Source organism: uncultured Spongiibacter sp., from assembly GCF_964011655.1.
Lineage (GTDB): Bacteria > Pseudomonadota > Gammaproteobacteria > Pseudomonadales > Spongiibacteraceae > Spongiibacter > Spongiibacter marinus.
The window spans coordinates 64,810-84,579 of the sequence record NZ_CAXGPO010000012.1; the positions used below are offsets into that span (position 1 = coordinate 64,810).

The 19,770-nt window shown below is 57.6% G+C and carries 19 protein-coding genes and 1 tRNA gene; 13 read left to right on the top strand and 7 right to left on the bottom strand.

What is annotated here, in order from left to right; all coding sequences use genetic code 11:
• From apaG to ABNS66_RS08045, 3 genes are read left to right on the top strand one after another with little or no spacing between them, the layout of a single operon-like run.
• On the top strand, window positions 1–378 hold the full coding sequence (gene apaG, locus ABNS66_RS08035) for a Co2+/Mg2+ efflux protein ApaG (protein WP_027874255.1): 378 nt from the start codon (window positions 1–3) through the stop codon (window positions 376–378).
• 7 nt (window positions 379–385) lie between these two features.
• Window positions 386–1,201 carry a symmetrical bis(5'-nucleosyl)-tetraphosphatase gene (locus ABNS66_RS08040; protein ID WP_286837930.1) on the top strand — a complete coding sequence of 272 codons (816 nt, stop codon included), beginning with the start codon at window positions 386–388 and terminating at the stop codon, window positions 1,199–1,201.
• Window positions 1,202–1,246: 45 nt separating this feature from the next.
• The gene (locus ABNS66_RS08045; RefSeq protein ID WP_286837932.1) at window positions 1,247–2,353 is read left to right on the top strand and encodes a multifunctional CCA tRNA nucleotidyl transferase/2'3'-cyclic phosphodiesterase/2'nucleotidase/phosphatase; all 1,107 of its coding nucleotides are present in this window, start codon (window positions 1,247–1,249) and stop codon (window positions 2,351–2,353) included.
• Here the strand turns inward: ABNS66_RS08045 and folB are convergent, their stop codons facing one another.
• Both folB and tsaD read right to left on the bottom strand, forming a co-directional pair.
• On the bottom strand, window positions 2,354–2,710 hold the full coding sequence (folB, locus tag ABNS66_RS08050; RefSeq protein ID WP_204996671.1) for a dihydroneopterin aldolase: 357 nt from the start codon (window positions 2,708–2,710) through the stop codon (window positions 2,354–2,356).
• A gap of 5 nt (window positions 2,711–2,715) precedes the next feature.
• Window positions 2,716–3,747 (bottom strand): tRNA (adenosine(37)-N6)-threonylcarbamoyltransferase complex transferase subunit TsaD, encoded by a 1,032-nt coding sequence (gene tsaD / locus ABNS66_RS08055; RefSeq protein WP_286837933.1) that lies wholly within the window; start codon window positions 3,745–3,747, stop codon window positions 2,716–2,718.
• 193 nt (window positions 3,748–3,940) lie between these two features.
• On the opposite strand from tsaD, the gene rpsU reads away from it, so the two are divergent.
• The 5 genes from rpsU (at window position 3,941) to ABNS66_RS08080 (ending at window position 9,194) form a co-directional block, all read left to right on the top strand.
• The gene (gene rpsU / locus ABNS66_RS08060) at window positions 3,941–4,156 is read left to right on the top strand and encodes a 30S ribosomal protein S21 (protein ID WP_027874250.1); all 216 of its coding nucleotides are present in this window, start codon (window positions 3,941–3,943) and stop codon (window positions 4,154–4,156) included.
• A gap of 131 nt (window positions 4,157–4,287) precedes the next feature.
• Window positions 4,288–4,734: a GatB/YqeY domain-containing protein gene (locus tag ABNS66_RS08065; RefSeq protein ID WP_204996669.1), complete on the top strand. Its 447-nt coding sequence runs from the start codon at window positions 4,288–4,290 to the stop codon at window positions 4,732–4,734.
• A gap of 64 nt (window positions 4,735–4,798) precedes the next feature.
• Window positions 4,799–6,688, top strand: coding sequence for a DNA primase (dnaG, locus tag ABNS66_RS08070; protein ID WP_286837935.1), 1,890 nt, complete (start codon window positions 4,799–4,801; stop codon window positions 6,686–6,688).
• A 123-nt stretch (window positions 6,689–6,811) separates the two neighbouring features.
• Complete coding sequence (rpoD, locus tag ABNS66_RS08075) at window positions 6,812–8,599, top strand: RNA polymerase sigma factor RpoD (protein ID WP_204996667.1); 1,788 nt, start codon at window positions 6,812–6,814, stop codon at window positions 8,597–8,599.
• A 175-nt stretch (window positions 8,600–8,774) separates the two neighbouring features.
• Window positions 8,775–9,194, top strand: coding sequence for a hypothetical protein (locus ABNS66_RS08080; RefSeq protein WP_286837937.1), 420 nt, complete (start codon window positions 8,775–8,777; stop codon window positions 9,192–9,194).
• Between the two features lie 4 nt (window positions 9,195–9,198).
• Here ABNS66_RS08080 and ABNS66_RS08085 read toward each other — a convergent pair whose 3' ends face one another.
• The 3 genes from ABNS66_RS08085 to ABNS66_RS08095 are packed head-to-tail and all read right to left on the bottom strand — an operon-like array spanning window position 9,199 to window position 13,684.
• Window positions 9,199–11,427, bottom strand: a complete 2,229-nt coding sequence (locus ABNS66_RS08085) for an ATP-binding protein (RefSeq protein WP_348655299.1) — start codon at window positions 11,425–11,427, stop codon at window positions 9,199–9,201.
• Entirely contained in the window at window positions 11,424–11,795 is a 372-nt protein-coding gene (locus ABNS66_RS08090; protein WP_286839711.1) for a response regulator, read from the bottom strand. The genes ABNS66_RS08085 and ABNS66_RS08090 overlap by 4 nt, the downstream gene beginning before the upstream one ends.
• Before the next feature lie 20 nt (window positions 11,796–11,815).
• Entirely contained in the window at window positions 11,816–13,684 is a 1,869-nt protein-coding gene (locus tag ABNS66_RS08095) for an adenylate/guanylate cyclase domain-containing protein (protein ID WP_286839709.1), read from the bottom strand.
• 169 nt (window positions 13,685–13,853) lie between these two features.
• On the opposite strand from ABNS66_RS08095, the gene ABNS66_RS08100 reads away from it, so the two are divergent.
• Window positions 13,854–13,930, top strand: a tRNA-Ile gene (locus ABNS66_RS08100).
• Between the two features lie 59 nt (window positions 13,931–13,989).
• Here ABNS66_RS08100 and ABNS66_RS08105 read toward each other — a convergent pair.
• Together ABNS66_RS08105 and ABNS66_RS08110 are read right to left on the bottom strand one after the other, a co-directional pair.
• Window positions 13,990–14,718: a hypothetical protein gene (locus ABNS66_RS08105; RefSeq protein WP_286839707.1), complete on the bottom strand. Its 729-nt coding sequence runs from the start codon at window positions 14,716–14,718 to the stop codon at window positions 13,990–13,992.
• A gap of 74 nt (window positions 14,719–14,792) precedes the next feature.
• A complete protein-coding gene (locus ABNS66_RS08110) occupies window positions 14,793–15,386 on the bottom strand; it encodes a hypothetical protein (protein WP_204996649.1) in 594 nt (197 codons plus the stop codon).
• Between the two features lie 167 nt (window positions 15,387–15,553).
• Here ABNS66_RS08110 and ABNS66_RS08115 point away from each other — a divergent pair, with 167 nt between their 5' ends.
• The 4 genes from ABNS66_RS08115 (at window position 15,554) to ABNS66_RS08130 (ending at window position 19,726) form a co-directional block, all read left to right on the top strand.
• Window positions 15,554–17,125: a HAMP domain-containing sensor histidine kinase gene (locus ABNS66_RS08115; RefSeq protein WP_286839705.1), complete on the top strand. Its 1,572-nt coding sequence runs from the start codon at window positions 15,554–15,556 to the stop codon at window positions 17,123–17,125.
• Window positions 17,122–17,799: a response regulator transcription factor gene (locus ABNS66_RS08120; protein WP_286696145.1), complete on the top strand. Its 678-nt coding sequence runs from the start codon at window positions 17,122–17,124 to the stop codon at window positions 17,797–17,799. Before ABNS66_RS08115 ends, ABNS66_RS08120 begins: the two co-directional genes overlap by 4 nt.
• A gap of 181 nt (window positions 17,800–17,980) precedes the next feature.
• On the top strand, window positions 17,981–18,496 hold the full coding sequence (locus ABNS66_RS08125) for a DUF2939 domain-containing protein (protein WP_286839702.1): 516 nt from the start codon (window positions 17,981–17,983) through the stop codon (window positions 18,494–18,496).
• Between the two features lie 105 nt (window positions 18,497–18,601).
• On the top strand, window positions 18,602–19,726 hold the full coding sequence (locus ABNS66_RS08130) for a CaiB/BaiF CoA-transferase family protein (protein ID WP_286839701.1): 1,125 nt from the start codon (window positions 18,602–18,604) through the stop codon (window positions 19,724–19,726).
• The last annotated feature ends 44 nt before the right edge of the window (window positions 19,727–19,770 follow it).

Here is a 19,770-nt window from a genome sequence, read left to right on the forward strand (position 1 = left end):
ATGCCAGACAGCAACCCCGTACACATTCAGGTTGAAAGCGAGTTTCTCGCCGACCAATCCGCACCGGAAGAATCGCGCTACGCCTTCGCCTATACCATTACCATCAACAATACCGGCGACGAGGCCGTGCGCCTGCTCAACCGCCACTGGATTATCACCGATGGCGACAATCAGGTTCAGGAAGTGCAGGGCGAGGGCGTGGTCGGCAAACAACCACTCATCGAGCCAGGCGAGTCCTTCAGCTACACCTCGGGCGCCGTTATCGACACCGCTGTCGGCACGATGGAGGGCAGTTACGAGATGATCAGCGCCTCTGGCCGGCGTTTTATCGCCCCCATCGGCATCTTCTCCCTCGCCCAGCGCTCGGCGCTGCACTAAGTCGCCCGTGGCGCGCTACGCAGTTGGAGACTTGCAGGGTTGCCTACAGCCACTGCTGTGCCTGCTCAATGAAGTTGCCTTTAACCCTGCCCGCGACGAGCTTTGGCTCGTTGGCGATCTGGTCAACCGCGGCCCCGACTCGCTAGACACCCTGCGCTATCTGTACCGCATTCAAGACAGCGTAAAGGTCACCCTGGGTAATCACGACCTCCACTGCCTGGCGCTGGCCCGCGGCTTCACTCAAAAAGGGCGTCACCCCAGTCTGGAGGCCTTACTCAAGGCTCCTGAGCTCACCACGCTGATGGACTGGCTACAACAGCAGGCGCTGGTGCTGCGCAGCGATGACGGGCGCTATGTCATGAGCCATGCCGGGATACCGCCGCTATGGAGCACACAGCAGGCACTTGCGCTGTCGGCAGAGCTGGAAAGCACTTTGCGCAACCCCACTGACGCGGCCCGGTTTTTCCACCACATGTACGGCAACGCACCCGCCCTCTGGCACGACGACCTACAGGGCCATGACAGACTGCGCTGCATTACCAATTACCTGACCCGCATGCGAATTTGTAGCGAGCAGGGTGAGCTGGAACTGACATTCAAAGGCGCGAGGCAGGACATCCCGCCGCCCTACCGCCCCTGGTTTGAATGGCCGCAACCGGCGCGCACCGAAATACAACTGTTCGGCCACTGGGCCGCGCTGGAAGGCCGCACCCACAACCCTAACATCATTGCCTTAGACAGCGGTTGCGTCTGGGGACGGCACATGACGCTGCTGAATATGGAGAGCGGCGAGTATCACCGCTGCGACTGCCCCAGCCATTAAGCCCCCACTTCCCAGCAACCAAGAAATAGCGGAGTATGCCACTCTATGGACATCTATTTAGTCGGCGGCGCAGTCCGCGACGAACTGCTGGGTTACCCCTTCCATGAACGCGACTGGCTGGTGGTCGGTGCTACACCCGAGACCTTGCTCAAACAGGGTTATGAGCAAGTTGGCAAAGACTTTCCAGTGTTTCTGCACCCCGAAACCAAAGAAGAGTATGCGCTGGCGCGCCGAGAGCGCAAAACCGCCGTGGGCTATCATGGCTTTCAGTGTGAATTTGGCCCGGAAGTCTCCCTTGAAGACGACTTACTGCGCCGCGACCTGACCATTAACGCCATCGCCAAAAGCGCTGCCGGCGACATTATCGACCCCTACAATGGCCGCAAGGATATTGAGCGTCGTCTGCTGCGCCACGTTTCACCGGCCTTCAAAGAAGACCCCCTGCGTATCTTTCGCGTGGCGCGCTTTACCGCCCGCTACGCTCACCTGGGCTTCACAATCGCCGATGAAACCCGCGCACTGATGCGCGAAATGTCGACGCCGCAAGAGCTGCAGGCCTTAAGCCCGGAACGCATACTGGTAGAGATCAACAAGGCGTTAAGTGAACGCACACCCTCCGCCTTCTTTAACGCTCTACTGGACTGCCAGGCACTACCTACCTTGTACCCCCAATGGGCCTCCAGCCTGGACCGCGACCTGCTCGATGCACTGAACACATCCGCCGGCGCCTCACTCCAGGGCCCTGAGGTCCGCTTTGCGCTGAGCTGCAGCAAGCTCGACACCACCGCCTGCCTACAATTGTGCAAACAGCTCCACGCCAGCAAAGCGGCCAGCCAATTGGCACAGCTCGGCGCGAGCTTGCTGCCACTCTCTACGACACTGGGCAGTCAGCCCAGCGCAGAGTGTGTGTTGGCGATACTGGAGAAGCTGGACTATCTGCGACGCCCACAGATATTGATGGAATTTTGCCAGCTTGCCGACCTGCGCGGCGAAAACGGTGACTACCTGAATTTACTGACTCAAGCGGCTGATAGGTTGGCGAAAATTAACGCTCAAGACTTTATCGCTAAGGGGATAACCGGCGCCGCATTGGGCAACGCCCTGAGAAACGCCCGACTGGACCAGTTGCAGCAGCTTATCAACGAGGCTTAATCAGGCGCGATCACCGCGCTCGATCACAATGCCAACTTCCTCGGCGTAGTGCAGCGCGTCGGGCTTGGCTAACCGCAAGCGCAACCACGGCACACCAAATTCTTCGCGCACCAGCGCGGCGCAGCGCTCAGCGAGGGTTTCCACAAGTTTGAATTCACTGCCGCGAATAAACTCGCACAGACGTTCGCTTATGGCCTGATAGTCCAGCGTCAAGGCAATATCTTCGGAGGCCGCGGCAGCGCGGATGTCATAGCCCAGTTCAAGGTCCAGAATCACGGTCTGACGGTGCGCACGCTCGTAATCGTGGATGCCAATAATGGTATCCACCTGCAACCCACGCACATACACAGTATCCATGACGACTAGCGCTCCAAACCCGGCAATTCATTCATTGGCCAACGCGGCTTAACCTGCACCGCCAGCGTTTCGCTCTGCCCCGCCAACAGGCGACAACAACCGGCGTAAGCGATCATTGCACCATTATCGGTACAGTAAGCAGGGCGCGGATAATACACAGCTGCGCCAATTGTCGCCAGCCGCCCTTCCAAACGCTCACGCAGCGCGGTGTTGGCACTCACTCCGCCGGCAATCACCAGGCGCTTCAAGCCCTCCTGCTTCAGTGCGCGCAGGCATTTAATCGTCAGCGTGTCGACCACAGCCTCCTGAAAAGCGGCAGCAATATCGTTGCGATCGCCGTCGCTTAGCTGCCCATCGGCACAGCACTCGGCCACGGTATTTAAGGTGTAGGTTTTCAGGCCACTAAAGCTGAAATCTAAACCGGGGCGATTGACCATCGGCCGGGGAAAGGTAAAGCGGGACACATCACCTTGAGCAGCGGCCCTCGCCAACTGGGGGCCACCGGGATAGGGAAGACCGAGCATCTTCGCGGCCTTGTCGAATGCTTCGCCGGCGGCATCGTCCAGCGACTCGCCTAACAAGCGATAGTTACCAATGCCATCCACACGAACAAGTTGCGTGTGACCACCAGACACCAATAACGCAATGAAAGGAAACTCCGGCGCGGTGTCCTCTAGCATGGGCGCCAATAAATGCCCTTCCATATGGTGTACCGCCAATGCCGGCACGCCCCAGGCGTACGCCATTGCGCGCCCGGCGCAGGCGCCCACCATCAGTGCGCCGGCAAGCCCTGGGCCAGCGGTATACGCCACAGCATCGATATCGCTGCCACGCAAATTGGCGCTATCCAGCACCTGTCGCACCAGCGGCAGCAATTTGCGAACATGGTCTCGGGACGCCAATTCGGGGACGACACCCCCAAATTCCGCATGCAGCGCAATCTGGCTATAGAGCGCATCGGCCAACAAGCCCCGCTCACTGTCGTAAATCGCCACACCTGTTTCATCACAGGAGCTTTCTAGTCCCAGTACCCGCACAGCCTACCTATTTGCTCCACCGATTGAGCGCGCATGATACTGATTTCCACACAATGGCACCAGATAAGGCGCTTTTTACTTTGCATTTTCACAAATGAGCGTTTAGAATTCTGCGCCCTTGGAGTGCCACCTTTAGTTATTGGGTGGACCGATTAGAATTCATTGCCAAATATTATCAGGACAGGTTTAACGAATGCCTTCAGTCAAGATCAAAGAAAACGAGCCCTTTGATATCGCTCTGCGCCGCTTCAAGCGCTCTTGCGAAAAAGCCGGTGTACTCGCTGAGGTTCGCCGTCGCGAATTCTACGAGAAGCCCACAGCGGTTCGTAAGCGTCAGGCTGCGGCGGCGGTTAAACGCCACGCGAAGAAAGTCTCTCGCGAAATGAAAAAGCAGCAACGCCTCTACTAAGTTGCTCAGCGGGTGCGGCAAGCACCTGCTTTCAGTGCGACAACGCGCTACCATAAATGGGCGGCTAAAAGCCGCCCGTTTTTGTGCCTGACACATTTACCTATTCCGCCCCACTGCAGAGGACTGACACCATGAGCCTTAAGCAATCGCTGACTGACGCCATGAAAGCGGCTATGCGGGCGAAAGAGAAAGAGCGCCTGGGCGCTATTCGCTTGGTACTCGCTGAATTCAAGCGTATAGAGGTGGATGAGCGCATTGAGGTCGACGACGCGCGCGGCCTGGCCGTGCTCGACAAAATGTGCAAACAGCGTCGCGACTCCATTAGCCAGTATGAAGAAGCCGGGCGCACAGAGCTTGCCGAGCAAGAGCGCTTTGAAATGGCCATCATTCAGGAATTCATGCCCGCGCCGCTCAGCGACGAGGAGCTGGACGCACTGATCGATAAGGCTATTGCCGACAGCGGCGCGGACTCCGTCAAAGCCATGGGCCAGGTGGTCGCACTGGTCAAGCCCGCCGCCCAAGGCCGCGCAGACATGGGCAGCGTGAGCCGCAAAATCAAAGAGCGGCTCAGCCAGTAATCGCCAGCTGGCTAGCCGAGCACGTGCCTGCTAGGCTAGCCATTCCGCCTTCGGAATAACGCCAGTGGCCGCAAAAGGACGCATCCCGCAATCTTTTATCGACGACCTGTTGTCGCGGGTGGATATTGTCGATGTTATTAATCGGCGGGTGTCGCTAAAGAAGACAGGCCGCAACTACACTGCCCGCTGCCCGTTTCACGAAGAGAAAACCCCCTCTTTCAGCGTTAACCCCGACAAGCAGTTCTACTACTGCTTTGGCTGCGGCGCGGCCGGCAATGCCATTGGCTTTATCATGGACTACGACCGCCAGGACTTCCCCTCGGCGATCGATAGCCTCGCCCACAGTGCAGGCCTGGAAGTCCCCCGCGAAGAGCTTAGCCCCCTGCAGGCACAGCGCCAACAGCGCCGCAAAACGATTTACGACGCCATGGAACAGCTGGCCGCGTTCTACCAAAACCAGCTGCGCCAGCACCCTCAAGCCCAACGCGCCGTCGACTACCTAAAACAACGCGGCCTCAGCGGGCAAATCGCCCGCGACTTTGGCATCGGCTTCGCACCGCCGGGCTGGGACAATGTACTAAAGAGCTTTGGCAGCAACGACGAGTCACGCCAGCAACTGCTGGATGCTGGCATGCTGGTGGAAAAAGAGGACAGCGACAAAGTCTACGACCGCTTTCGCGACCGCATTATGTTCCCGATCCGCGACAACCGGGGCCGCGTCGTCGCCTTCGGTGGTCGCGTACTGGGCGACGACAAACCCAAGTACCTGAACTCTCCGGAAACCGACATCTTCCACAAAGGCCGCGAGCTATACGGACTCTATGAAGCCAGACAGTACAACCGCCAGCTCGAGCGGGTGATCATTGTCGAAGGCTATATGGATGTGGTCGCCCTCGCGCAGTACGGCATTCGCTGCGGCGTGGCGACCCTGGGCACCGCCAGCAATAGCGACCATTTGCGCACCGCTTTTCGCTACTGCAGTGAAATCGTGTTTTGCTTCGACGGCGACGACGCCGGCCGCCGAGCGGCGTCGCGCGCGCTGGAAAATGCGCTGCCCACTATGGAAGACGGCCGCCGCATTCGCTTTTTATTCCTCGCCGAGGGCGAAGACCCCGACGACACCGTCAGACGCGTCGGCGGCCCCGGCTTTGAAGCACTGATCGCCCGCGCCGCACCGCTGGAGGAGTACTTTTTCGACGCCTTCAACGACCGCCTCGACCCAGCCACCCTTGAGGGCAAAGCGGCACTGGCCAAGCTCGCCACACCGCTGCTGGTTCAATTGCCAGACGGCGTGTTTCGCGAGCTTATGTTCGATGAGCTGGCCAAACGCAGCGGTCTGAGCCGCGCCGCACTCGACAAACTGCGCGAGCGCAGCGAGTCAGAGGCCCAGAGCACGGCGCAACCCGGTACCGCTGACGAAACGCCCTCCCCCGAACAGCGCCAACCGAAAAACACGGACACTGAGCGCCTGCTCGGCAGCCTGCCAGACAATAAGCGCGACCCGGCGCTGTTCGCACTGGCTATGCTGCTGTACGCCCCGGGAACCATCGCCGCCTCCACCACCGCACTGAAGGCCGCGCCGCCCTCGCGCACGAGCGAGCTGCTGGAAGAAATATTATCCCTGCTGCAAAAACGCCCGGAGTCCTCCACGGCCATGCTGCTCGGCCACTGGCACGGCCAGCCGCAATATTTACTGCTGACCGAAGCACTAAAAACCATCGAACTGCTGGGCGCCACCCTGGATGACCAGCGCGCCAAAACGGCTTTTTTTGACACCCTCAACTACTTCGAGGAGCGCCAGCGCGATCGCGACCTAAAAGCCCGCCTGGAGAGCCTTCGCGAGCGCGACGAAGTCGACAAAGGCCCCGACGGCAACTACGCTGAACTCAGTGATGACACCAAAGCTCAGCTCAAACACGTACAGCAACTGCTGGCCAATAAACACCAGCGCTAAGCAACGGCGGTAGAAATAGACAGGCAATTCTGAACAGAGCCTGTTTTTGCTGGTCGTAGACCATACAGCTGAGGTATAATACGCGGCTGTTTTTTCACCTGCACCTACGAGTATTTTGCAAGAATGAATGATTCCACTCATCAATCGCGCCTCAAACAACTCATTGCCAAAGGCAAGGAGCAGGGATACCTGACCTATTCCGAGGTTAATGACCACCTTCCCGAGGACATCTCCGATCCGGACCAGGTTGAAGAAATCATCCAGATGATCAACGACATGGGCATCCAGGTCTTTGAGCATGCGCCGGATGAAGACACACTGATCATGACCGGCGGCGACTCCTCTGACGACATCGCCGCCGCCGAAGCTGCCGCCGCACTGGCCGCGGTGGAAACCGAAACGGGGCGCACCACCGACCCTGTTCGCATGTACATGCGCGAAATGGGCACCGTCGAGCTGCTGACGCGCGAAGGCGAGATCGTTATCGCCAAGCGCATCGAAGAAGGCATCCGCGATGTGATGGCCGCACTGGCCTACTACCCAGGCATCGTTCCAAGCGTACTGGCTGAGTACGACAAAGTTGCCGCCGAAGAGCGCCGCTTGGGCGATATCATGAGCGGCTACCTCGACCCCGCCGACAACGTGCCCTCGCCGCAGGCGCAGGCCGCTGCCGCAGCAGAGTCCAGCGATGACGATGAAGAAACCAGCTCTGGCCCCGACCCAGAAGAGGCTCGCGTCCGCTTCACTGCCTTGCAAAAACAGCAAGACAAAGTCGAGAAGAGCATTGCCAAACACGGTCGCTACAGCAAGCAAACCGCGAAAGAGCTGGCGGCACTGGGCGAACTGTTTAAGTTCTTCAAACTGACGCCCTCCATGTTCGACCCGCTGATTGAAGAAGTGCGCACCACGCTCAGCTCAATTCGCGCGCTCGAAAAAGAAATTATGCTGATCTGCGTGAAAAACGTCGGCATGGATCGCAAGGAGTTTATCCGCAGCTTCCAAGGCAACGAAGCCAATGCTGACTGGGTGGACGAGCACAGCAGCAAATACCCGGCACTGGCCGACTACAAGCCTACGCTGGCGCGCATCCAGTCGCGCATTGCGGCCATTGAAGAGCGCCAGGACCTGACAATTTCCGACATTAAAGAGATCAACCGTCGCATCTCTATCGGCGAGGCGCGAGCGCGTCGCGCGAAGAAAGAGATGGTTGAGGCAAACCTGCGTTTGGTTATCTCTATCGCGAAGAAATACACCAATCGCGGACTGCAATTCCTGGATCTGATTCAGGAAGGCAATATCGGCTTGATGAAGGCCGTAGACAAATTCGAATACCGTCGCGGCTATAAGTTCTCAACTTACGCCACCTGGTGGATTCGTCAGGCGATTACCCGTTCAATCGCCGATCAAGCGCGCACTATCCGTATTCCTGTGCACATGATCGAAACCATCAACAAGCTAAACCGTATTTCTCGGCAGATGCTGCAAGAGATGGGCCGTGAGCCGACCCCGGAAGAGCTGGGCGAGCGCATGGAAATGCCTGAGGATAAAGTTCGCAAAGTGCTCAAGATCGCCAAAGAGCCGATCTCCATGGAGACGCCAATTGGCGACGATGAAGACTCGCATCTGGGCGATTTCATTGAGGACACCACGATCTCCTCGCCGGTAGACTCGGCCACGGGTGAAGGCCTGCGCGAAGCAACCAAGGATGTATTGGCAGGGCTTACCGCCCGCGAAGCCAAGGTGCTGCGCATGCGTTTCGGTATCGATATGAACACCGACCACACTCTGGAAGAGGTTGGCAAACAATTCGATGTTACCCGTGAGCGGATTCGTCAGATTGAAGCCAAGGCACTGCGTAAACTGCGTCACCCTACGCGCTCAGATCATCTGCGCAGCTTCCTCGACGAGTAAAGCTCTGTAGCGGCGGCTCCTGCGAGCCGCCCTTGTCAGCCCCGAAAACAGCGGAAGAACGACCTTGTTAGCTCGCACATTACGCCATGTTACCGTTTGCCTGACGCTCGCTATTACCGCTTGCGGATCAACGCCGGAAGAAGCACCCGCTCCGCCAGTTATGGATGAGCATGCAGTGCAAGCAAAGCAGCTGGAAGAGGCCCTGCAAACCGCGATCAACTTCGTCAATAAAGGTCACTTTTACGTGGCCGAAGACCAACTCAGCACCCTCGCACACGAGCCGCGTAACGCCACCCGCATCCGCCAGCAAGCGCTGAGTTATCTAACCCTGCTTTACCTGAACAAAGACAACCCACGCGCCAGCACCTCGCGCGCCACCCGTAGCCTCGATCAGCTCAATGTGTTGCATAACGGCCGTCAGAACGAACAGACCGTATTGTTTGAAGCACTTGGCTATGCCCTCGAAGCTCGCATTTTGCTGGAGCAGGCCCAGCGGCAGGCAGACATTTCTCAGCAGCGCCAGCAACAGCTTGAACAAGAAATTCAAGCCCTGCAATTGGCCTTGGACAAGCTCCGCCAGCTGTCGCTGCAATAACGCCCTACTGCCCCGCGCGTCGTAAATAAAGCGCCAACTGCTGCTCAAGTACACTGGTGTCTTCTTCGGTTCGCGCAAGCATAATCGGCACGGACCGCCACTGACCGCCTCGCAGCTCTGACAAAAACTCACCAACGCCTTGCTCGTCGGCATGTGGCCCCACCACAAATAACTGCCACGGCCGCTCCGCCAGCATACTGCGCGCCTGTTCAACCGACTCCGCTTGATACACTCGCCAATATTGCGCACCCGGCGACTTGGCGATCACCTTCGCCAACACTCCGCCCTGCTCCAACAGCATAAGGTTCCCGGCCGCGCCCGCAGGAATCAGCTCGCGCACCGCCGCCGTCAGTTCGTCGCGCTCCACAGGCTTCACCAGATACTCATTGGCCCCCAGCAGCAGGCCGAGGTCGCGCTCGTTCAACATCGACTGCATGAGCACCGGCACCGAGCTCAGCTCTGCGTCGCTGCGCAGCGCATGCAGCACTTGCCAGCCATCCATAACCGGCATCATCACATCGAGTACAATCAGGTCCGGGCGCTGCTGGCGAGCCTGCGCCAAGCCATCTGCACCGGAGCTAGCGAGGCGCACACCGTAGCCCTCTCGCTGCAGGTGGCGGCGAACAATCTCCTGAGTATTACTGTCGTCATCAATAACCAGCACATCGGCCAATTCCTCACCGACCACTGCCGCCTGCATCGCGCTGCTTTGCTCACCGTTAACAGGCAGTTTAAGCAAAAAGCGACTGCCCTCCCCCTCGCGACTCTCCGCACTCAGGCTGCCGCCCAACAGCTCGGCAAATTTGCGCGAAATGGTTAAGCCCAGGCCCGAGCCGCCATATTGTTTCGTTGTCGACAAGTCAGCCTGTACAAACGCGTCGAAGACTTTTTCCAACTGCTCCTGGCTCATACCTATGCCGCTGTCAGACACTTCAAAGCACAGCTCGTCGGGTGCCTCTTGCTCCGCCCAGACTTTCAAGCGAATATCGCCACCGCGGGTGAACTTGGCAGCGTTACTCAGCAAATTCAGCAACACTTGGCGCAGGCGCGTAACGTCAGTGCGCAGCGGCGTTTCCTCGACGTGATAACTGCAGTGAAGGCGGTTATTATTTTTTGCGACCAATGGCTGAGCGGTTACCTCAACATCGCGCAGCACCGAGGTGAGTTCCACCGTCTCCCAAAACACCGCCATGCGGCCGGACTCGATCTTGGATATATCCAGTACATCGTTGATCAACGTAAGTAAGTGCTTACCGGCGAGCTGCACCTTCTCTAAATCCGCTTGAAGTTGCTCGGCCGGGAGCTGGGGGTCGTCCTCGATCTCCTCAAGCAACATCTCCGAATAGCCAATAATCGCGTTCATCGGCGTGCGAAGCTCGTGACTCATATTCGCCAGAAAACCACTTTTCGCCTGGTTTGCGGCATCGGCGCGGCGGCTGGCCTCGCGCACCCGCGCCATGGCATTGCGCAGATTGGACGCCATCTCGTTAAAGGAGGTTGCCAACTGGCCGAATTCGTCATGCCCCATATCCGCAATGCGGTAGTTAAAGTTGCCGCTACCCCATTCAGCGGTGCCTTTCTGCAATTGGCGGATAGAGCGACGGGTATAGCGCGTCATGTAGTACCCGAGTACGAAGGTCACGATCAGTGCCAGTAAAAACACCGCCAGCGCCACTTTGTTAGTGAGGCTAACAATGTCCTTCAATTTGGCATTGATCTCATCAGAGCGAATAAGGAGCAGGAGTTCGTTTTCGCTCAGCTGACGGCTGATGCGCAGGTAATACTCCGCCAACTCACTGGGGGCCTGCAGGGCCTCGGCATCGCCGTCACCGCGCTCTGTCGCCATCACATAGCGCTGCCACCCATCCAACAGCGTATCCACGCGCAGCGGCGCAAAATCCTCGGGCCGCATAAATTCCTTCAGGTCGCGACTAAGCTGGCGCTGCAAAGCGCGTAATTGCTCGAGGGCCTGCAAAATCTCGTTGCGCTCATCTTCGCTCAATTGCTGGTTGGCTGCAGACTGATTAAGCGCTTCGACCACGCGCATTTTTCGCTGCAGGCCGTAGAGCTGCTGACTGAAGGCATTCATTTCTGCCTGGGTATTGATCACGCTTTGCAGCAGCCAGACATTGCGGCGGCGGCTATCGTTGCCCCACACCTGCACGAGTACGCTGCCAAGAGACAGCAGCAAAATTGCGACGAATGAAAAGGTCAGGCGGCGTGTAAAGCTCATTCGCCGGACCCGAGTAAGGCATCGATCTTCGAGAGTAAACGCGGCAGATCAACCGGTTTAGTATCGTAGTCGTCACAACCCGCCTCCATTGCCCGCATCCGGTCGTCGGCCATGGCATGAGCTGTGAGCGCTATTAATGGAATGTCCTGCAGCGCCGGATCGGCCTTCATTTCTCTGGCCACCTGCCAGCCATCCTTAACCGGCAAACTCATATCCAACAGCAACAGGTCCGGCCCATGCTCCCGGCTCATATCAATGCCTTGCTGGCCATCTACCGCAAGCAATACGTCGTAACCGCGACGCTGCAAACGCCGGCTCAGCATATCCCGGTTCATTTCATTGTCTTCTACCAACAACAGGGTGGCCATATCACATCTCTTTAATCGGCTTACTTTGCGTCGCGGCTGTCCAGCGCCAACAACTGTGCGTGCAAACTGGGGTTAACGGTCATTCTTAATTCGTAGTTTCCCGCCTCTTGACCGACAATTTTGCCGTACAGAGAGAGCGTATCGTCGGGACCAAACAAGCAGACATCGACCGGCAATTGCAGCGCTGTGTCGCAGGCCACTAACAGCGCATTATCGCGACAAGCGTGCAAGCTTACAGGGAGGCGCTCAGCCCCCAAACGCTTATCCACCAGCACGCTCATATGCATTGCTATCGGTTGCGCATACCGGTGCCAGGGCTCGTCTCGGCCCTCCAGCAACAGGTCATAAGGCAGGCCAACACCCAGCACTTCGCTGAGCTCCAACGGCTCATCGAGCCCCTTCACCGAAACGCTAATGCGCTTGCCGCACAGTACTTCAACACGGCTAAATGCCAGGGTGCTGGGCGATGCGAGGATCTGGCCAGCAGCCGTGCACGACTCAATACGCGAGGTCAGGTTCACATTGTGCCCCACCACACCGTACTTACTGCGCAACTCGGAACCGATATTGCCCGCAATAACATCGCCGGTATTCAAGCCGATGCCAATTTCAATCGCGGGCAGGCCCTCGGCCACATTGCGCGCATTCACCTTAGCCATTCCCTGCTGCATGGCCACTGCGCAGGCCAGCGCTCGGTCGGCGTCATCATCTTCCCGCAGCGGCGCGCCGAAAACGGCCAAAATGCCATCGCCAACAAACTCATCCACCGTGCCGCGATAGGCTTGGATCACCTCAGTCATCACCGCCAGATAGTTGTTCAGCAGGCTTACACAGCGCTCCGGCTCCAACTGCAAACTAATGGTGGAAAAATCGCGAATGTCAGCCATCAACACCGTCACGCGGCGACGCTCGCCACCCAGTGTCAGCCCATCGTTGTCATCCAGCAGGCGCTGAACAATCTCATCAGATAAATAGCGGCCAAAGACTTTGCGAATAAACCGCTGGCTCTTCTCCAGCTCGGCAAGATACTCCCGTTCGCGATCCTGCCAGGCCTTGCGCTCCAGCAGCGCCGACACCCTGGCGTTCAGCAGCGTGGCGTTAACGGGCTTGATCAGGTAGTCACTGGCGCCAGCATCGATGCAATGAATCGCGCCAACTTCATCCTGCACACCACTGATCACCACCACCGGAATGCGTCGCAGCTCCTCATCATCGCGAATTGCCTGCAGTACCTCGTAGCCATTCAAGCCCGGCATCACCAGGTCCAGTAACACGAGGTCGGGCCTGGCGCTGCGCATAACCTCCAGGCAGCGCTCGCCACTCGCCGCCTCCACCACCAGATAATCCTGGCGCTGCAATTGCTGCGCGATAAGCTCTCGCCCACTGTCGTTATCATCGACCACCAAAATCGTCGCCGGCTCGGCGCTGCGCGGCCCTGACGATAAACCTCGGCGAAAACTCTTAAATATTGCCGAGACCGGATCCGTATCATCGCTTTGCTGGTTGGGGCGGCGAAATTTTTCCAGCGCTACATGGAATTGTCGGGATAAGTCAGCAATTTCTCGCAATGCCACTGCCTGCGGTGCATCGTCGGCCAAGTCATCCAATACAATTTCAAGGTAGCCTTCGACCACGCCAATATGATTGCGCTGGTCGTGGCGAAGCCTCGCCAATGCCGTGTCGTCATCGTGTTCGCCAGCAGCGCTTAGGGAAGCCTCCAGCGCTTGCAGAGCACCGGCCACTCGCTCCAGATCTGCCAGCACATCGGGCTGGCCCTGCAACTCAGCAACCACCGAGGACAAGCGGCTGCGCATCGCCGCCAAAGAGGCATACAAGCTTTGGCGAACATCGTCCAGGTACGCCTTCTCTATGCGTTGTTGATCTTTCAAAATAGACTCCGCGCCAGCGTGGTTAGGCCAATTATGGCAGCACCGCTGTAAAATTACACAGAGAATAACGCCAGCGCACGACTGTCGCTGGCATTGCAGACAAGGCCTCTTTATAATGCGCGCTTGGTCAAAAGCCGGCATCAGTGGCGGCTTGGCAACCACCTTCCCAGGGCCCGTAGCTCAGTTGGTTAGAGCATCCGACTCATAATCGGCAGGTCGACAGTTCAAGTCTGTCCGGGCCCACCATCCACACCCAATCTCTTTAGTCGAGCGCCCTGTTAAAGCTTGCGACTCACCCAAATACGCTAGTGAATTGATCTGGACACATGCAGGCGAAAATTGTGCTGATCCGCGGCGTCTGAAGCGCCCATCAGATAGCTGGCGGTAATGGAGAAGCCTGCCGCTTTGACTTTAAGAATGGGGCCTATTTGATGGTCTTGCTCGTTGTAGGCAATCACGCCGCTGTCGTAGTTAAAATCGTTAAAGGCTTCTACGCCCACGCGCATGCCCTGCCAAGGCGCGGTAATCTGGCTGCGCGCTTCCAGCAACGTTTCATCGTCGGCATTGCCGCCAAACTCCTTACCCACCAGCAGGTTCGCTCTGAACTGCCAGCCATTGGTAAAGTCCCATTTTCCCGTCGCTGCAATGCGGAAGCGATCCGGCGCATTGCCATTGGCACCCAATTGCAGCTCATAACGCAGCGCGGTATCCCAACCGGCATTCTCGCTTTCCAGCAACTGCTGCTGTAGCTCCAGCCTGCTGTAGTCGAAGGCGAAATCTTCACCGGCATCTTTACTTTGAGCGTTGATAAAGCGCAGCCGCCAAGTGTCGTTAAAAGCATGCTGTAGGTGTACGCGCTGGCTGAATTCAACGCCACGCGAACCGTCAGCGGGTACATGACTGGCGCGGTATTCGGCGCTGGTGTCACCGCGCTTTATATCGGGACTAAACACCGACGAGGTGTTGGCATATATCGACGTACTCGCGAGTGCACTGACGAGCAAAAAACTAAGTTGGGGGAGTTTACTCTTCATCACGTCACCGGTTTCGCTACTTGAAACACCCCGCATAGCAAGTATGCGGGGTGGCCTGGGTTGCGAGCCTCTCATTAGCCACTGTGAGGCAGCGAGGAGTGATGCACATTGATGCGCAGGTTGCCGTCTTCATCGCGAACATAGCCAAAGGTAAATTCCACCTTCACTTCGTCGCTCGCGCCCTCGGGCGTGAAGAAGTAGTTCCCCATCGCTACCGCCGAGTCGGAGTCGGTAATGATTTGCTGCTCGCCAAAGCGCACCTTCGACCACGGCTTGATAGCGAAGCCTTTGTCTTCTTCTATCTCACCGCCTACAAAGTAAGACAGTGCACCACCGAAGCTGTCGCGGAACTGCTGATCGCTGGCGAGCGTCGGCTTGAACAGCACTTCAGATTTGCCGTACGAGTACAGGCTGCTGATGTGCTCACTGGCGCGGGCAGCGTAATCACCACCTTCTTCATAAACATCGCCAATCGCTACGATCCCGTCACCCCAGGCCTTTTGCGCGGCCAGAACATCCGCTTTAGAAATTGCCGCCGAATTTTTATAACCGGCCTCTGTCTGGCTACAGGCAGTTAATCCCAGCGCGACTGATCCAACGATCACCGCAGTAGCCGCTTTGGCAGTAAAGCGCCCTTTGCCCAGTTTGTTAGATTTCATGGTTTTCATCGTTCATCTCCAGATGGTTTAGTAACACGCTCGGCGGTCATTGCCGCGCCTCGAGATGAATATTAAGGAGAGTTCGATGAACTGCGCCTGTTCAGAAGATGAACCGAACATGAACAGCGCCGCGTATGAAAACACCAAGCCACCGGGAACGTGCTATCGTTGTGTTCATGACTTATCGATCAAAAATTGGCGTCGTCGTCGCGTTTTCAACGCTTGCGGTTTTACTGGCCGCGGTCTTGTCTATTTGGTCGGTTAAAGCCACCGACCGCCACATCCATCAAGCCAACCTCGCACAAGACTTACTGAACGAACACTTGCAGCTTTCTGTTCATACGTATCGGCTTTTCAAACAACTTACCGACGAAGTGCTACTGGGCAGCACGGCCAACCAGAGTGTGGTGCGCAACAAGCGTCAAGCGATCGCGGAATCGCTGGGCAAAATTAAAGCACTGGAGATAGAACAGCGCGACGCAATAGGCGAGGAATTTGCACCCGGCGCGGTGGAGGACACCGTAGAACTGGAACAGCTTATCGACCTGATCATTCGAGACTTTACGTCGGCACTGCAGTTACCGCCCAGCTCCGAGCGCTCGCAGCGCGTTGACGCGATCCTGGAGGAGCGCATTGACGTTGGATTTCGCGAACAAGTGAATGCAGCCCTGGCACGTCAGCGCTCGGTCGTTGCGCTGATGAACAACCGGATTCAAAGCGTTCATTCTCAAGCCCTGGGCGTTGCCGTTGGGCTGGTACTGATTACTACCGTGCTGGGCCTGGCAATGGCATGGGTATTGGTGCGAGGGATTGCGCGGCCGCTGGATACCCTGAACCACGCTGCCAACCTTTGGATTGACGGCAAATTTGACTACCGCATTCCATCCACCCCCGATGCGGAGTTCAACCAGATCAGCACCAATTTCAATACGATGGCGGAGCGCCTCGCCCGATTTACCGCCCAGCAGGCACGCACCGAGCGCGAATTGCAGGAGGCCGTGGATTCCAGAACGCGAGAATTGATGGAGGCCAACCAAGCGCTGGAGCGCTCGGACAATGTGCGGCGGCAATTTTTCGCCGACGTTAGTCATGAGTTGCGAACCCCACTCACCGTCATTCGCGGTGAGGCACAGGTTGCACTGCGTGGCGACTCCCGAACCAAAGCAGACTATCAGGATGCCCTGGCCATTGTGCTCGAGCAGTCTATCGGCCTCAGCCGACTGGTTGACGACATGTTATTTATCGCCCGAACAGACGCCGAGCGAATTCGCTTAATGCGCGAAAACGTGGCGCTGAATACGCTACTGGAAAGCGTGGTCAAAGAGTCGAGTGTGCTAACGGCCGATAATCACGTCGCGATACACACAAACCTTGACCCTGCCATTCCCGATTTACTGCTCGACCCGGCGAGAATTCGTCAGCTGTTGGTAATTCTCATCGACAATGCCCGACGCTTTAGCCCCTCCCAGGGATGCATTCACCTGCAAACAAAACGCGAAGATCAAGGCGTTGTAATCACCGTTGAAGATCAGGGGCCGGGCATCGACCCTCAGGAATTGCCCTATATCTTCGACCGGTTTTTCCGCGGCACCTCAGCCAATAGTCGCGACAACAGTGAAAGTGCAGGGCTCGGTTTGGGCCTGGCAGTTGCCAAAGCGATCGCACTGGCCCACGGCGGCGATATCCGCGCAGACAGTCACCCCGATAGCGGCACGACGATGACCATCACCTTACCAATACGACCATGAAGCTGTTAATTGTTGAAGACGACAAACGACTGGCGGCAATGATCTCGCGAGGCATGTCCTCGGAGGGCTATTCCTGCTCGATTGCGGAAAATGTGGCAAGTGGGCTCGCCGCCGCAACAGACGTGGACCTTATTATCCTCGACCGAATGCTGCCCGGTGGTGATGGCGTAGAACTTTGCCGTCAGCTGCGCGCCAAAGGCAACCGCGTGCCGATTATTATGCTCACCGCGCTGGCCGACGTGGATGAGCGCATCGACGGCCTGCGCGCCGGCGCCGATGACTACCTGGGAAAACCCTTCGACTTTGAGGAGCTGCTTGCGCGCGTGGAAGCACTGGTGCGACGAGCCGCCCCCCAGGTTGAAAGCCCCAAGCTGCAATGCGGAGACCTGTCCATTAACACCGAGGAACATACTGCGCAGCTGCGCGGGGTGGACGTGCCCCTCACTGCCCTGGAATTCGACCTTCTTAAATTGTTAGCCCGCCACCCCAACCGTTTTTGGTCCCGTGAACGAATCATGAGCCGCGTGTGGCCCAGCACGGCGGAGCCCGAAACCAATGTTGTTGATGTGTATATCAGCCGACTGCGCCGAAAGCTCAGCGCAGCGGGCGCGACGTCCATCATTGAGACCCGGCGCGGCGTGGGCTATCGCTTGCTCAGCCCGGTAAACGACTAGGGCGCCTCCCCAACGGCTGTTCAGCCATCGTCATCTTCGCGACTCTCACGGCACTGCCAGGAACTGGCCAAAGTCGTGCCGAAACGTATCTTTGTTTACAATGCGCGCCCCGTGCGCAAATCAGCCAGGCAGGAAGTGGCCAGGCACTGATGCGAGCGCCGAGTGTTTTAATGGAGCCCCCATGAAGAAAGTTGTCGTCATCGCGATAGTATTCGCTGCGTATGTCGCCGCATCGCCCTACCTCACCGCATACCAACTGTTCACGTCTGCAGAAAACAAGGATGCCGAGGCGCTGGCCGAAAACATCGAATTCCCGATCCTGCGGGAAAACGTAAAAAGCCAGTTAAACGCCTCCCTTTCGCAGCAGCTCGCCAGCGCGGGCAATGACAACCCCTTTGCCGCCATGGGCGCCGCATTTGGCTCGGTGGTCGTCAATTCTATGGTGGATGCGTTCATCACCCCTGAAGCCATTGGCCGCATGCTCGACACCAACGAGGGCCAGCAAGCCAAAAGCCGCGAGCAACAAGAGGCGCAAAAAGCAGAATTCAGAGAAACGTTTAAAGACACCAAATTGGCATACGCCGCCTGGGACACCTTTCATATCACGCTGCATGAAGGCACTTCAGAGCAAGGCGTTTTCGTGTTAAGCCGACGCAACTTGGGCTGGAAACTGACCAATATTATTATGAATTTTTAATGCCTCGTAACTTGCTAAGCCAGCGATGAGGGTACAGGCTGCGTGCTTCGTATAGCGCATTTTAGACGCGACAAATAATAACGATTACTCGAGGTCAGCCATTTCATGGGGCCACTCAAAGGCTTGCGAATAATAGAGATTGCCGGCATTGGCCCCGGGCCCTTTGCCGGTATGTTGCTGGCCGATATGGGTGCGGAGGTCATACGCATTGAACGGCCAACAGGGCCGACCTTCCCGCTCGACGCCAAACTGGACTTTATGAATCGCGGCAAACGCTGCATCAGCCTTAACTTAAAACACCCCCAGGGGATCGATGCGGCGCTAAAGCTGTGTGAGTCGGCAGACGGCCTGATTGAGGGCTTTCGCCCGGGCGTTACTGAAAAACTGGGCATCGGCCCAGAAGACGCAACCGCAATCAATGAGCGATTGGTCTACGGCCGGATGACCGGCTGGGGACAACAGGGGCCCTGGGCGCGCGAGGCCGGTCACGACATCAATTACATCGCCATTTCGGGTGCGCTGTATTCAATAGGCGAAAAGGGAGGTAAGCCAATATTGCCTCTCACCCTAGTCGGCGACTTCGGTGGCGGCGGTATGCTGCTTGCCTACGGCATGGTTTGCGCGCTGCTGGAGGCCAAAACCTCCGGGAAAGGGCAAGTCGTCGACGCCTCGATCTTAGATGGTAGCACCACGCTGATGGCCACCTTCTTCTCGACGCTGCAAACCGGCTTCTGGCAGGAGCAGCGCGGCAGCAACATCCTCGATGGCGGGGCGCCTTTCTATGACACCTATGAATGTGCAGACGGCGAGTACATTGCCATCGGCGCGATAGAGCCCCAATTTTATTCGGCGATGCTGAGCGGGCTCGGCCTTAGTGAAGAAGCGCTCCCCCACCAGATGGACCAAAAATACTGGCCAGAGATGAAAGCCAAAATAGCTGCCGCGGTGGCAACCCGCAGCCGCGACGAATGGGCCGAGCAATTCAGCGGTAAGGAAGCCTGCGTAACCCCAGTGCTGAAAATGTCTGAAGTGGCGGAGCATCAGCATGTTCGCGAGCGCGGGGTGTTGCTTGATATCGACGGCGTACAGCAGCCTGCCCCCGCCCCCCGCTTTAGCCGCACCCAACCGGACGTGCCCCACCAGGCCCATGTACTGGGGGCGGATAATCACGACATCCTATCCAGCCTGGGCCTCGACCCTGAGGCCATGAAGCAAGCGGGAGCAACCTAGGGCCAGTTAACAGGCCCCAATGCCCTAGCGACACTCGGCGAACT